This window comes from Cytobacillus sp. FSL R5-0377, assembly GCF_038004385.1.
In the GTDB taxonomy this organism is placed as follows: Bacteria; Bacillota; Bacilli; order Bacillales; family Cytobacillaceae; genus Cytobacillus.
The window spans coordinates 1043274-1057777 of sequence record NZ_JBBORA010000001.1 but is presented as its reverse complement, the minus strand read 5'-3'; the positions used below and the strand labels follow the sequence as shown (position 1 = coordinate 1057777).

The window sequence follows — 14504 nt, the reverse complement described above, 5'->3', positions numbered from 1 at the left end:
AGGAATTCTTAGTGACGCAAGAGGAGGAGCCAATGAACGCATCTAATCAAGAAATTGCTGAATTGAAGGGTGAAATAAAGAATATCGAGCTTCGTGTTAACAAATTGGAACGAGTAACAGATCGGCATGATCAGCAAATTATTTCTATAAATGAAAAGCTCAATAAAATTGATGAAAATACTACATGGATCAAAAGAACAATTACAGGAGCCATTATTACAGCGATTTGCACCGGTATTATAGGAGGAGCAATCGCTATTTTTTATAACGTTTTAAGAGGAGGGCAATAAATTGATAAATTGGAAGGTACGCTTTAAAAATCCAATCTTCTTAGCCCAGCTATTTTTAGCATTTCTTGCACCAATACTTGGTTATTATGGATTAACCGCACAGGACCTCACTACATGGGGTTCTGTTTTTAATTTACTGGTCGAAGCTTTTTTAAATCCATATGTTTTATTGCTGATTGTGGTGAGTATGTGGAATGCCTTGAATGATCCTACAACGAAGGGAATCGAGGATAGTCAACAAGCTAAGCGTTATCAGTGGCCTAAATAAACTGCCCTTTTGGGTGGCTTTTCTTGTGCACTAAAAGGGGTGATTGGTATGTGAGAAGGGCAGTAGTACAATCTGTTAATAGATTTGTGAATAAAAATATTATTAGAGGTGATTAAATATGGTAAAACTTTTTATTGATCCAGGTCACGGCGGCACAGATCCAGGTGCAGTAGGAAATGGTCTTCAGGAAAAGAATTTAACACTTCAAATCGCCACACGTATAAAAGATATTTTAACCCTTGAATATGATAATGTTTCAATCCGCATGAGCCGAACTGGAGATCAAACAGTTTCCTTATCTGAGCGTACGAATGCTGCCAATGCATGGGGAGCTGATTTCTTCTTATCAGTCCACATTAACGCAGGCGGGGGAACAGGTTATGAAGATTACATTTATCCAGGAGTTGGAGCACCAACTACCACCTATCAAAACAATATCCATTCTGAAGTAATTAAGCTGGTAAATTTTAATGATCGCGGTAAAAAGCAGGCAAACTTCCATGTACTTCGTGAAACATCGATGCCTGCTTTGTTAACTGAAAATGGATTTATTGACAATGCCAATGATGCAGCTAAATTAAAATCAAGCACCTTTATTGAAAATCTCGCTCGCGGACATGTGAATGGAATTGTGAAAAGTTTTAATCTTCCTAAGAAGGATTCGGCAGTTTATCACACGGTTGTTTCTGGAGATACAGTTTATTCGTTAAGTAGAACCTATGGCAGCACAACTCAGCAGATCCGGGATTGGAACAATCTCGATGAAAACTATACTATTTATGTTGGACAGCGCTTACGTGTCAAGTGAGAGTGGTTCAGAAATAACACCCCTGAATGGCATTGCCTGTGACGGGGGAACACTTATATCATAAGAGAAAGTGAAAAATCGCCTTGGACGAATAGTCCAGGGCAATTTTTTTAGGAAAAAATATTGTTCCACTTTGGAACATCGTATTACTTCAAAAATCATTTGTGTTATTTTTAGCTCATAAATTGCTTAGAGAGGAGGATAGGAAATGTTAAAGCTTCTATATTCAGTTACGTGCTTTGCAGTTACATCATTTTTTGGCACTTTGGTGGGATATTTGATCTCTTTAGATGAGAATGGTGTTGCAGTGTTAGCTTCAATGGTATGGCTTGGGTTCATTGTTTGGTTTTTGACCTTGATTGAAATAGAAGTCAGGGAAAAGGATAGTTCGCAGTTAGGCCATCAGTTATAAAAGCCCTTCTCTATCGAGAGGGGCTATATTTTTCATTTGTATTTTTCAATGCTTTTATGACCTTAGTCATAAATTCTGGATTATTTACAACAAGCAACATGATTTGTTTTCTAGCGCGAGTAACAGATTGATAGAACATTCGCTCCGGATCATAATAATTTGCGTTTCTTACAGCAATACTATTTTGATCATTGTAATAAAAAGTAGAACCAACTAAAACAAGTACTTTATCAAATTCTTGTCCTAAAACACCATGTGCATTCAATCCTCTGTTTAGCATCATCTTTTGAATTGCTTGCCCATTAAAGTTTTGACCTGTATAGTCAATTATCTGCCATCCCTCTCGCTCCAGCCCTTCTGCAAATCCTCTTGCTTGGTTTATATCGCCAAAATAATGGATAGATATATTATCAGTGTTATTGCAATATTTCATATAATCTAAGTTGAACAAACCTTTGATGAAAGCTCCAAGCTCTTTGTTTGTTCTAATCTTTTTACTTAGCTTAAATAACTCACTATTTTTCAATGACTTGAGTTTGCTCAAATTATTATAGTTACGTTCATGAATTGAAAGTATTTGTTTTGGATCGATAGAAAAAAAGCCGACTATATTATTTTCTTTTATATATTCGATAATATACTTTAGCTGAGAAGGATACATTCTTTGAGTTTCATCAACAAAAATAAATTGAGGTTTAAGGTGTTCAATCTCTTTAACCTCTTTGATAGGGATGATTCTCCATTTGTATTGTTGGTTCAGTATTAAATGGCCAGTATTTAAAACTCCTGTATGAATTATAACTATTTCATGTGTTTCACTAAATTCTTTAGCTAAATCATAAAGTAATAAGGTTTTTCCGGTTCCTGGAAGTCCCTCTAATATAATGAATTGTGATGAGCTTTTTATAATTACGTCTTTAAACTCCTGTTGCTGTTTCGTCAAAAAATATGATCCATTATTGAATCTCTCACTATCATTAAAGGGAGATACCAAATAATCAGATGGGTCAAATAGATCATCTAAATTTGTATGGTGTTCTAATTTTTGACTCTCTAAAAGCTTTTCGAAAACAGCAAAATCTATTGGATAAAACGTTCCTTCATCTCCTAATTGATAAAAACTATTATCTTCTGAAATATAAGTAAATAATTTTAACTTTTTACCTAATGAAGATAAATAATATTTATTTTGCAATAACTGATTACGGGCGTCTTCTTCTTTTAAAATGGATTTTATTTCTACATTCAAAATATAATTTTCCCCAATTCTAAGTAGGTCAAATTCCTTATCAATTTGAGGTATTTTATAACCTACATAAAAATATCCAAGGTGTCTGTCTTCTACATTTAGGTTACTAATAAAAGCAGAAATCTGATTAATCTCTTCATTTCTAATAGTAAAATTGAAAAAACTCAGGATTCCTTCATAGATTTCCGCGGGTAAATCTTTGTAACTACTTACTAAAGAATTCAAATCAACGGGCTTTCTCAATATTTTCACCTGCATCTATAGATTTTTTACGTCTTTTCTTTAATACAATATAATTTATCATTAAAGGAAGTAGATATAGTAAAATCAATTATCTAATAATCTGGCCAGAATGATAAACACAAATTAAGTAGTTAAACTTAACTTTTATTTACTTTTAAAGTTAAAAAAATGAGGAGGCTTGTATTAGGTGTTGGATGATCATTTTATAAAGATTGCTTAACAATTTCCTTCAGTAATTTCCTCCACATTAACTCCATAAAAATTTGCAAGCTTTTCTAAATTGTCACTCTTGGGGGCATTTTTGTTATTTTCCCAGTAGCAAATAGTTTGATAGTACAGACCTAAACATTCAGCTACTTCTTGCTGAGTTAGATTCCTTTTCATCCGAAGTATCCTTAAATTAGTCCCAATTTTTTCATTCGCTTTTGTTCCAAAAATAATTTTGTGAACACGTTCAAACGGAACATTATACTCGTCGGCAAGTATTCTTATTATTTCTTTCGACTTTCCAACATACTTTGGATTTAAGCTAGCCATTTTGAATGTAATTTTTATTTCTTTAATTTCATGATTATTCAACCCCAAATTATCCACCTTCCCCTAATTATTAATTTAGATAAAATAGGGCAAAAGTCCTTGTGTCTAATTTGTGAAAATTTTTTCGGAATTATTAATTGGTAGTAATCTTGTTATTAGATTTGTAATGCTATAATAAACCTATAATAAACTTACAAAAAATAGGGGGATAGGATGACGATATTAGAAAAATTAATGGAACGAAATGAGTTTCCTATACTTTTTATTGGTTCTGGCATATCAAAAAGGTATCTTAGGGACTTTCAGAGTTGGGATGGTCTATTAGAGCATTTTTGGAATCAGGTTGAAGAAAGAGATTTTTATGGCCAACTAAATAATTTAAGAGATGATATAAAAAAAGAAAAAAGCAGTCTTCATGAAAAAGATGTGGAATATTTTAGTAATTTGAAAATGAGTTCGATTATTGAAGGAAAGTTTAATAGAAAGTTTAATAACGGGGAAATTCAAATAAATGGATTTTCTACAAGAGACGTATATTCAACGGGTATTTCCCCTTTCAAAATGGCTATTAGTGTAGCATTAAAAGATTATACAATTAAACAAGAAATGGATGAAGAGGTAACTTCATTTAAAAAGGCATTAACAAAGTCACAGATTATGATAACTACAAACTACGATACATTTATTGAAGACAGTTATAACTCTTCAAGTCAATACGGTGTAAAAACCTACATAGGTCAGAGCGGCTTTTTTGAACAAACTATAGGCTATGCAGAACTTTTTAAGATACATGGATCAATTGAAAGGCCAAAATCAATTGTAATTTCAGAAGAAGATTATGATGATTTTGATAAGAACTCTATACTAATAAGCGCAAAAATAATTTCAATGCTAATTCACTCACCAATAATTTTTTTGGGATATTCTTTAACGGATTTGAATGTTAGAAAGTTCATTAAAGATTTTGCATCTTCTTTAAGCTCAGAAGACCCAGTCTCATTAGAAGAAAGACTAATTATAGTTGACTGGAAAGAAGATGAACAAAAATTAATTGAAGAAGTGATACATGACCCAGAATTAAATTGCAGATTTACTGTTATAAAAACGGATAATTTTGAATTGGTTTATGAACATTTATATAAGATCGATCAAGGAGTCGCTCCTTCGGAAATTAGAAAATACCAGCAAATAATTAAGCAGCTAGTTATTGATACTGGTAAGGAAGGTGCATTGAGGTCTGTGCTTCTTTCACCAATTGAACTTGATGAAATAGATAAGAAGTTAAGTAAAGAAGGAACATTAAAAGAAAAAATTGTTGTTGCACTAGGGGATTCTACAGTTATTTTCAAAATCCCAAACAAACTAACATACTTAGAAGATTATATTTTTAATAAAAACGAGTTAACCTCAGATGTCATATTAAGGTTTTTGGCTAATGAGCCTGTTGCTGGACGATATCCTTTTATTAAGTATGTTTCAATGGAAAAAATAGAGGAATCCAACCTACACGATTATGAAAGAGAAAGACTAAGGCAAAGGTTAAGTAGTCAAGGGGATTTTAAAGCCCAACTGGATACCATAAACAAAACGTATAGACAAGTTTACACTGATATTAATGATATATTAGATGAAGATTATGTATCAGATAGGGAATATAATTTAATTGCTTTCAATATAGAGAGACTAGATTTTAACAAGGTTGAGGAATATGTTAAAGACAAGGTTAAAGAGCTTATAGAAGCAGGTGAAGGGAAAATAAATACCAATCTCAGGAGATTACTTTTATTGTATGATTTGTTAAAAAATAAAAGAAGTGACGCCTAACCAATACAGGTTGCCATCACTTCTTTGAGCTTTATAATAACATCTTATTCGAATTGAATAAAAATGTCTACAATAAAATTTACCCATTTTTAGCCCTTTTCATGTGAGAAGGGTTAAATTTTTCACCTTATTAAAAGGTAAATCATCCTTTACCATCGGCATAATCTGCTTCACTTCTTTAGTAATATCATCTACCTCATTCCAGGTACCATTTCAATAATCATAACCTTGCTGCCCACCCAATGATTTCTGCAGGAATAAAGTCAATTGTAAAAAAGTCTTTAAACATCCTCTAATGTTTGTTATATTATTCCTCTGAGGTGACTACATGGAATACAATTACGATAATATAGACCTTGAAAAGATCTATACTTATAGTGAATTACCTGACAAGCAAGCTGGACGCTGTGATAATTGCGGCAACTCACATTTTAAATCCAAAGTGGGAGATGGGGAATTTCTGAGAGAATGTAGCAATTGTAGAATGAAGAAGTCGATTTAATTATTGGCTTTTTTATTTTTCTAAAACGGAAGGTCATCCTTCACCATCGGACTAATCTGCTTTACATTTTCAGTAATATCATTTTCCTCATTCCAGGTAACCATATCAATAATCAAATCTCTGCAGCCAGATTCCCTCCATTGTTGCTGTATCCATTCGTAAGCAACAACTGCAACCGCAAAGTTTGGATCAACTTTAAAATCTTGGTCTCGAACAAAAAAATCTCCACGGCTTAAACCTCTAATTCCTTCAATATTAAGTTTTGTTTCAATTATTACCCTCATTTAGCGACTTCCTTTTTAGATTAATTATATACAAACAAATGTTCTATATTCAATAAACGGAGTAGAATTTCATTTAGCTGATTCGTTAATTTTATGGAATAGACTTGTTTTACCTATAGAAGACATGCTCATATATAGGCAACTTACGTATATTGTTAATACTACTTTTTAGGAGAGATGTATATTGTTCTATTATTATAATCAGCATCTAAACCACTTCATCAACGGTTATTACTATGGTGCGCAATCTCTTTATCCAAACACCGGAAGTCCAAAGTATTATAGAAATAATCGTTCGGGACCAAGAGTCAAATCTTTTTCAAAAGAAGAAGCAGCAGCAATTGCTTTATTACTAGGCATTGACTTTAGTCAAAGTAAGTTTGATTTAGATGAGTTTTGGATGGGAGTAAATATAGAGCTTGAACATGGAAAAATATCTAGCCAAACTAATGTTACGGGCGATGATCCAATTATTACTGGAAAAATTGCTCTTGCTCATCTTAATGAGTTTCCTGATTACTACAAAAGATTAAAGGTACTTGAGGAAGAAGCAAAAGCCTATTGGAATAAATAATTTAATTGAATATCTAAAGGTTAAAATAGCTTATATTTGAAAGTTAGTTTGTGAAAAATTGTTATTAACTTACGGGTGTAAGTGTTTAAGGTGAAGGTCGCGGGAGCGATCTTTTTTCTTAATTAACAAACGGGGCAGGTTTGTTCAATAAGAATTATTCATTCAATGAGAAATTATTAGTAATATGAAACAAAATTTATAAATAAACGTAGACGTATAAAGAGATGGAAAGGGATGAATAAAGATGATTCAGCTTTTCCTAATTGTTGGTTTAACTTGTATTGTTATATCAGGAGTTTTTATCGGAGCTTGGACGAATGGTCAACAGCATAGAGCAAATTATCATTCAGAAACAGATGGGCATAGAAACTTCAGAACCAGGATTGCAATGTATACTGGCCTTGCAGGAGTAATTTCATTAGGAATTGCAGGACTAATACACCTTTTATGAATTTAGGTTTTTTTACAAAGGATTCAAGAGTTAAAGTAGTGATTGCTGAGGCCGTCATTTTCTTGTTGTGCTAAAGGGGCAGGTTAGTTGAATAAGGAATAACAAATTAGGGATATTAAGGGATATAACTAAATAAGGGGTGAATTTTATTGGTTAAACAATACTTAATCTTATTGGGTATTTTTTTATTTGCTTTTACTCCTTTACAAATGGTTAAAGCAGAAACTATTCCAAAGCCAGAAGATATATATATGACAACTGAAAATATTGTTTCAGACCTTGTGTTTCCAACTATTGATAAAAGAGTAATTAAAGAGTATGGGGGCGATGCCCTTTTTGACTGGCAATGGCAAAGAATCGTCGGTATAAATTACAATGACAATCATTCTTATGATGTTGCCATAAGAATTCTCATTCCTTCTAAAAAAAATGATAATGATAAAGAAGATTTAGTTAAGGTAAGAGTATCCCCATCCTGTGACAGTGGAAAGCTTAATAAGCTGAAATGTAATCATGATTTTAAGATTGAAATATTAGATTACAAACATTTGTCTAAATAAGAGTTATTACCTTATTCTACAAACTGTGCATTACTTAAAGAACCAGCTGCCATCTCAGGCGGCTTTTCTTATTGTCCTAAAGGTGCGGGTTAATTTAAGAAGGATATTAAGTAAATATAGAGAAGAATATAGTTATTCCATTTGATGTACAGAAAGTCTTTTGAAAAGGAGTGTTTATTTGAAAATAAGAACAAATAAACCCTATGTTTACTTCTTCTTCGACCCAAACATAGTAATTGCACGAGAAATTCCAAACAAACCATATAAAAATATAGAGGAGTTTTGTTTGTGCCCTGGGTTTCATTACACGTATGAACTTAAGGATAACGAGAATTTTGAGTCTTTCCATCATAAAAAGAATAAACACTTAGAAGGAAAAGGTTATATAACAGACCAGGAGTCAACTTTCACTATGTTCAAGGTAATGAATGAACACTCAAAAGATAAACTAGACCTTGTTTAGCTTAAGCCTTAAAAAGGTGATTTGCTATAGAACTAAGGGTGCAGGAGCAAAAGTCTAAGCTTCATTTCGGCAGCTTTTTTCTTATTCAACCATTGGGGCAGCATTCCTGTAATAAGTTTGTGAGAAAATGTACTTAAACAAACGGGGGCTTTTTAGTTGAATAAGAAATCAAAATGATCACAAGTAATATAATAGATGTTGACGAATTGTTGACGAAAACCGTCAACAATGGTCCATTTTAAACCTAAAGGAACAAACTTAACTCCTTCTGAAGCCTTGATATGTAAGGGATATTCCATAATAACTTTATTGCTTCCATGACTGTTTGCCACTTTGACAGGGTAGAGGTCGCTGGTTCGAACCCAGTCGGAATCATACTTAAAGCGCTTGGCTAATAATGCCAAGCGTTTTTTTATGCGCCTGGGGATCGTCATTGTTGAACCGGGTTTCCTGTGAGGTTTTAACGAAACATTGATAGGGAATCAATAAAATATAAAAATTCGCAAAATAATTTTTATTGAAAATCCATGCTATAATTTTATTGTGAAATTACAAGAGTTAGGGGATATTTCTATGTTGAAAGATCTGTTTATAGGCCTTTCCCAAAACGAATTTCTGAATAACGCTGCAAAGAAATATGGTTTGAAATTGGGAGCGCAGAATGTAGTTGCGGGAACAAATTTAGATGAAGCAATTCAGAGTATAAAAGAGCTTAATGCTCATGGCATCTCTTGTACTGTCGATAATCTCGGGGAATTTGTATTTAAAAAAGAAGAGGCGGCAGAGGCGAAAAAACAAATAATAGAAGTAATAGAGGCAATTCATGAAAATCAGGTGGATGCACATATCTCTTTAAAGCCTTCTCAATTAGGCCTTGATATTGACTATTCTTTTTGCCTTGAAAATGTCAGGGAGATAGTAGAGAGAGCAAGCCGCTATGGTATTTTTGTGAATATGGATATGGAAGACTCCAAGCGTTTGCAGCCTTCCTTTGACATTTTGGATGAATTATCCAAAGAATACGACAACTTTGGTACTGTTATACAGGCATATTTCCATGCTGCTGAAGAAGACCTTAAGAAGTATCAGAATTTCCGGCTGCGAATTGTAAAAGGTGCTTACAAAGAGCCTGAAGAAATTGCTTATCAGGACAAAAATGACATTGACGCTAATTTCATAAAATTGATTGAATGGCATCTGCTGAATGGCAAATTTACCTCAATAGCAACACATGACCATAATGTAATTAACCATGTAAAAGATTTTGTAAGGGCTAACAATATTCCAAAAGATAAATTTGAATTCCAAATGCTCTATGGTTTCCGCAAGGATATGCAGCTGAAGCTTGCGGGTGAAGGCTATAATTTCTGCACATATGTTCCTTTTGGGCATGACTGGTACGGTTACTTCATGAGGCGCCTGGCAGAAAGGCCACAGAACTTAAACCTTGTTGCCAAACAGGTATTTACTAAGAAAACCAATACTGTGATTGGTGTAGCAGCAGGAGCTTTCCTATTAGGCAGATTGACAAAAAAGCGAAAAAAATAATAAGCAGGAGCCTCCCTTTGTTAAGATTTCAGGGAGGCTTTTTCTTTTCCAAAAGGTATGATCTCAATTGCGAATCTTATCTTAGTAAGCATTTTAGACTGAAAGGGCAGGGAAGGAAATGGACCTGCAGCTGAAACCTGTTACAGACAAAAATTTTTTTGAGATTATTAATTTGTAATGAGGAAGAGCAGGAAAAGAAGTTTCAGATCTTCGTAAGATTTGTCGGATCCAATGCTTTTTTCATTGCTCTTGCTTCAGTTAATGGCTGGACAAGCAAAGCCATATTTGACAAAGAGATTTTAATAGGGTTTACAACCCATGGACTGGACAGGGACCATGACCGGTATGAACTTGTGAGTCTGATGCTTGGACATCAATTCCAGGGAAAAGGATATGGTATCCCTGCTATTAAGCAAGCTTGTAATTGCTATCCGGGTCTATGAAAAGGTTGGCTTTCAGCCGACAGGTGAGATTTCCCAGGCTATTCACCCGGAACCAATATACAAATTAACAGTATAGTGGTATCCCTGACTGCATTGTCGGGGATTTTCTTTTGGATTTTTTATAATAAATTTTGTGATTAAACAAAAACATGCATCAGTTAAATACAAAAAACACAAGAGCCATTCTATAATGAAATCTTCTTCTCAATTCAGTAGATTGCGGAGAATTCCGCTGAATAAAAGAACAGCCAGGATGAATAAAGCGAAAAATCCGGTGTTATTTTTTATGTTCCATAATTCCTCTAATTGGGCAGCAATCATTATGGAGGTATGCATAATAACCAAAAAAGCTGCAGTAATTCCGATTGTAACATGATACTTCATCATCATCTTTGAAACCTTTGCATGTGAAACTTTAACCTTCCACAATTTCCTTTTTCTAATGAGAAGAAACACAAAATACTTACTCAGGTTTAGCAGGAATAAAGTTAATGCTGCCTGCGCTAAGCCTTTTCCAAATAGAATTTAGATTTGTATCGTAACCTTTTCAGAAGCTCCATAGAAGTATGATAAGAATTGTAAAAATACTAGGGCCGACCCATCTGGCAATCATGTTAAACCTCCAGTTTTTTTCTTAAAAAACGTAATTTGTAATTAACCCTTCTCTAAGTATTTTTGCATAAAAATAAATTTATTTAACTAAAAATGCATTTTTCTGTTGCTAAAGAAGTATTTCATCCTTTAAAATTCTCTTAAAGAAGGATTGCCTTCATGAAAATATAGATTTCTAAGCCAAAATAAATAAAATAATTGCGAATAGTAGAAAATTTTCTTGTTTAAGAAGCATTTCGTGCTTTATACTTTGAATAAGAAGTTTTTCCTTCACTATTCATGAGGAGCCGGCATGGATAAGAAAACAATTAGCCAGATGATTAAAGAAAACTATTCAACCCTCTCGCCAGGACAGCGGAAAGCAGCTGAATTTATTATGGAGCATGCTGATGAAGCAGTGTTGTTAACAGCATTTCAAGTTGGAAGAAAGGCAGGTGTCAGTGAGACAACCGTCATTCGGCTTGCGTATGCACTTGGATTCAGCGGTTATTCCCAAATGCAGGAACGAATCAGAAAAGACTGGCTTGCAGGGAAACAGCAGGCTGCAGCTGAAAATGATTCTTACATAGACAATGCAGCACATGAGAACTTATTTAAGAGAGTCATAGATCAAGAGAGGAAAATACTTCGGCAATTGCTTGATCAGGTAAATAATAATGACCTCTGGAAAGCGATTGATGCGCTGATCCAGGCAGACAGGATTTATATTGGGGGGTTTGGCAGTTCTTTTGCAGCGGCATACTGGTTCTACTACACACTTAAACAAATGAGGGGAAATGTTTATATCTCAGGCCCTCAAGGATTTCTTCCTGAGGATGTGTGTGATTGGACAGAACAGTCAGCAGTTGTCATTTTTTCTTTTCCCCGCTATCGAAAGGAAACTTTAAAGCTGGCTTCGTTTGCTGATAGAAAAGGCTCGAGGGTGATTGCCATCACAGACCGGCAGCTTTCGCCAATCGGGCAGATGGCTGAAGTCACACTTACTACTGATGAACTAATGGATACCGGACATCATTCAGTTGCTTCGGTTATTAGTCTGCTGGAGGTGCTGATAGCGGGTATCCATGAACAGGTTCGTGAAAGAATCGCGGGAAGACAGAAGGAACTGGAAATTTTAATTGCTGATCAGGAGTTATTTGTTGAATAAAGCTGAACAGCAGGGGAGTAAAAATAAAAAGGGGGCACAACGTATGAGCAGTCTTTCAAAGAAAATCATTCAGCAGGAGGAATCGGCTTCCTTTACAGCCGGGGACTATATTAAATTTTTAATACCATCTCTTGTTGGGATTTTACTATTTATGATACCCGTTCAAGGAGAAGGCGGGATTACGATTCCAGTTGCATATTTAGCAAATCAAATTAACGGATGGCTGGGATCTTCCATACCTGCTATTACTGTTACTATAATGGCTCTATCAGTAATTGGCTCTCTGATTGCAGTAATTTTCAAACCGGCCTTTATACTAAACAGCCCTTATTTGAATAAATTACTCAATGTAAGTAAATTTTGGGTCGCAGCCCGTTTGCTCGGAACAGTTTTTGCTATTATTACCTTATTTGAAATTGGTCTGGAACCAATATATTCAGAGAATACTGGCGCACTCTTAATCTATGATCTAATTCCAATTCTGTTTACTACATTTCTTCTGGCAGGTTTATTGCTGCCGCTTCTATTAAATTTTGGCCTGCTCGAATTTTTTGGAGCGTTATTGATTAAGGTGATGAGACCTGTTTTTAAGCTGCCGGGACGTTCTTCTCTAGATTGTCTGGCATCATGGGTAGGTGATGGGACGATTGGAGTCCTGTTAACAACTAAACAGTATGAAGAAGGATATTATACAAAACGGGAGGCGGCTGTTGTTGCCACTACCTTCTCGGTAGTTTCCATTACGTTTACGATTGTTATTATTCAATATTTAAATTTAGAACAATATTTTATACATTATTATATAACAATTATCCTTGCTGGTTTGGTGGCAGCTGTAGTAATGCCGCGGATTCCCCCATTATCCAGAAAAGCTGATACTGCTTATGAAGGGACTGTGATGAAGGAGGAAACCTCCATTCCTGCTCATACGACACCTGTTAAATGGGGATTAAATAATGCAATTAAAAAGGCGCGTACTAATAATAGTGCTGCAGCAGTTGTAAAAGAAGGCTTTGAGAATGTTTTGGACATGTGGATGGGTGTACTGCCAATTGTTATGGCGATTGGGACTGTTGCCCTTGTAATTGCAGAATTCACTCCTGCATTTACGATTCTTGGAAAGCCGTTTGAACCGATCCTGGCTCTCATGCTAATTCCGGAAGCTGCAGATGCGGCCCAGACAATGGTAGTTGGATTTGCTGATATGTTCCTTCCGGCTGTCATTGGGAGCGGCATAGAAAGTGAAATGACAAGATTTGTTATTGCTTGTGTCTCTGTAACACAGCTGGTTTATATGTCTGAAATGGGCGGTCTGCTTTTAGGGTCAAATCTTCCTGTCAGCATTAAGGATTTAATTCTTATTTTCCTTCTTCGCACGATTATTACGCTGCCGATTGTAGCTGTAGTAGCTCATATAATATTTTAAGTAATTAACTCAATTTTATCGGTTTTCCAGGAAAGGGGAAGGTTATGAAGCAAGAGGCATTAACATCACTGGTCATTAAAAACCTTCACACAGTTAAGGACCTTGAAGCGGTATACGAACTTGAAGCAAGAATATGGAGTGTAGAAGAAGCTGTGCCGGTTAATCATACAGTGGCGACGGTAAAAAATGGCGGGTTTGTGTTAGGCGCGTTTATTGGAGAGGAGCTGATTGGTTTTCAATACAGCTTTCCCGGCTTTGACGGCACAAAGGTATATCTTTGCTCCCACAGCCTTGGAATTCATCAGAAGTACCGGGCGTTTGGAATTGGAGAAAAGCTAAAAAATGCTCAAAAACAGACAGCGATTGAAAAAGGTTATGATCTCATTTCCTGGACATACGATCCTCTTGAAACCGTAAATGCCAATCTTAATCTCCATAAGCTCGGTGCTGTATGCACTCATTATATGGAGAATGCTTACGGTGAAATGTCGGACCAGATGAATGCCGGAATACCGTCTGACAGATTTCTGGTGGAGTGGCGAATACAAGACGTGTTTCCCGTGCGCCAAAGACCTGATGAGGTTCTGCCAAGGGCAATAGAAACAGAGGTCGCTGATGGTTTCAGAGTCCCTGTAAGCGTAAATTTGAACTGTAGAAATGAAAAGGTTTACATTCCGGTTCCTGGGAATTTTCAGGATATTAAAAAGCGGGATATTGAATTGGCTTTGAAATGGAGAAAAAGTACGAAAGAAGCGTTTGTTCAGTATCTAAGCAAAGGCTGGATTGCGACAGATCTTATAAAGGACGCAGATGCGAAAAACCAATACTTATATCTCTTGGAAAAGAGATAATGCCGGGAGAAT

The 14504-nt window shown here is 35.1% G+C and carries 18 protein-coding genes; 14 read left to right on the top strand and 4 right to left on the bottom strand.

What is annotated here, in order from left to right; translation table 11 throughout:
• Positions 1-32: 32 nt before the first annotated feature.
• The 4 genes from NSQ49_RS05215 to NSQ49_RS05200 all read left to right on the top strand — a co-directional run bounded on the left by NSQ49_RS05215 (position 33) and on the right by NSQ49_RS05200 (position 1778).
• Complete coding sequence (locus NSQ49_RS05215; protein ID WP_251283173.1) at positions 33-290, top strand: hemolysin XhlA family protein; 258 nt, start codon at positions 33-35, stop codon at positions 288-290.
• A 1-nt stretch (position 291) separates the two neighbouring features.
• Positions 292-558: a phage holin gene (locus NSQ49_RS05210; protein WP_251283113.1), complete on the top strand. Its 267-nt coding sequence runs from the start codon at positions 292-294 to the stop codon at positions 556-558.
• Positions 559-676: 118 nt separating this feature from the next.
• On the top strand, positions 677-1366 hold the full coding sequence (locus tag NSQ49_RS05205) for an N-acetylmuramoyl-L-alanine amidase (RefSeq protein ID WP_251283114.1): 690 nt from the start codon (positions 677-679) through the stop codon (positions 1364-1366).
• Between the two features lie 208 nt (positions 1367-1574).
• Positions 1575-1778, top strand: a complete 204-nt coding sequence (locus tag NSQ49_RS05200) for a hypothetical protein (RefSeq protein WP_251283115.1) — start codon at positions 1575-1577, stop codon at positions 1776-1778.
• Between the two features lie 10 nt (positions 1779-1788).
• Here the strand turns inward: NSQ49_RS05200 and NSQ49_RS05195 are convergent, their stop codons facing one another.
• On the bottom strand, positions 1789-3270 hold the full coding sequence (locus tag NSQ49_RS05195; protein WP_285868729.1) for a DNA/RNA helicase domain-containing protein: 1482 nt from the start codon (positions 3268-3270) through the stop codon (positions 1789-1791).
• A 216-nt stretch (positions 3271-3486) separates the two neighbouring features.
• Positions 3487-3849, bottom strand: a complete 363-nt coding sequence (locus NSQ49_RS05190; protein ID WP_251283116.1) for a helix-turn-helix domain-containing protein — start codon at positions 3847-3849, stop codon at positions 3487-3489.
• A gap of 171 nt (positions 3850-4020) precedes the next feature.
• Here NSQ49_RS05190 and NSQ49_RS05185 point away from each other — a divergent pair, with 171 nt between their 5' ends.
• Entirely contained in the window at positions 4021-5631 is a 1611-nt protein-coding gene (locus NSQ49_RS05185) for an SIR2 family protein (protein WP_251283117.1), read from the top strand.
• Positions 5632-6153: 522 nt separating this feature from the next.
• Here the strand turns inward: NSQ49_RS05185 and NSQ49_RS05180 are convergent.
• The gene (locus NSQ49_RS05180) at positions 6154-6417 is read right to left on the bottom strand and encodes a hypothetical protein (protein WP_251283118.1); all 264 of its coding nucleotides are present in this window, start codon (positions 6415-6417) and stop codon (positions 6154-6156) included.
• Positions 6418-6601: 184 nt separating this feature from the next.
• On the opposite strand from NSQ49_RS05180, the gene NSQ49_RS05175 reads away from it, so the two are divergent.
• From NSQ49_RS05175 to NSQ49_RS05150, 6 genes are all read left to right on the top strand, one after another.
• Positions 6602-6991, top strand: a complete 390-nt coding sequence (locus NSQ49_RS05175; protein ID WP_251283119.1) for a DUF5661 family protein — start codon at positions 6602-6604, stop codon at positions 6989-6991.
• Between the two features lie 244 nt (positions 6992-7235).
• The gene (locus NSQ49_RS05170; protein ID WP_251283120.1) at positions 7236-7442 is read left to right on the top strand and encodes a DUF5316 family protein; all 207 of its coding nucleotides are present in this window, start codon (positions 7236-7238) and stop codon (positions 7440-7442) included.
• Between the two features lie 149 nt (positions 7443-7591).
• Entirely contained in the window at positions 7592-8002 is a 411-nt protein-coding gene (locus NSQ49_RS05165; protein ID WP_251283121.1) for a hypothetical protein, read from the top strand.
• Positions 8003-8180: 178 nt separating this feature from the next.
• The gene (locus NSQ49_RS05160) at positions 8181-8465 is read left to right on the top strand and encodes a hypothetical protein (protein ID WP_251283122.1); all 285 of its coding nucleotides are present in this window, start codon (positions 8181-8183) and stop codon (positions 8463-8465) included.
• Positions 8466-9038: 573 nt separating this feature from the next.
• Positions 9039-10013, top strand: coding sequence for a proline dehydrogenase family protein (locus NSQ49_RS05155; protein WP_159869571.1), 975 nt, complete (start codon positions 9039-9041; stop codon positions 10011-10013).
• A gap of 158 nt (positions 10014-10171) precedes the next feature.
• On the top strand, positions 10172-10456 hold the full coding sequence (locus NSQ49_RS05150; protein WP_236566313.1) for a hypothetical protein: 285 nt from the start codon (positions 10172-10174) through the stop codon (positions 10454-10456).
• 204 nt (positions 10457-10660) lie between these two features.
• On the opposite strand, the gene NSQ49_RS05145 is transcribed toward NSQ49_RS05150, so the two are convergent.
• Entirely contained in the window at positions 10661-10885 is a 225-nt protein-coding gene (locus tag NSQ49_RS05145) for a hypothetical protein (protein WP_159869568.1), read from the bottom strand.
• A gap of 475 nt (positions 10886-11360) precedes the next feature.
• Between NSQ49_RS05145 and NSQ49_RS05140 the strand changes: the two genes are divergently transcribed.
• Genes NSQ49_RS05140 through NSQ49_RS05130 form a run of 3 tightly spaced genes read left to right on the top strand, consistent with a single transcriptional unit; the run spans position 11361 to position 14492 of the window.
• On the top strand, positions 11361-12215 hold the full coding sequence (locus tag NSQ49_RS05140) for a MurR/RpiR family transcriptional regulator (RefSeq protein ID WP_159869565.1): 855 nt from the start codon (positions 11361-11363) through the stop codon (positions 12213-12215).
• A gap of 43 nt (positions 12216-12258) precedes the next feature.
• Positions 12259-13641 (top strand): YjiH family protein, encoded by a 1383-nt coding sequence (locus tag NSQ49_RS05135; RefSeq protein WP_251283124.1) that lies wholly within the window; start codon positions 12259-12261, stop codon positions 13639-13641.
• A gap of 44 nt (positions 13642-13685) precedes the next feature.
• Positions 13686-14492 (top strand): GNAT family N-acetyltransferase, encoded by an 807-nt coding sequence (locus NSQ49_RS05130; protein ID WP_159869559.1) that lies wholly within the window; start codon positions 13686-13688, stop codon positions 14490-14492.
• The last annotated feature ends 12 nt before the right edge of the window (positions 14493-14504 follow it).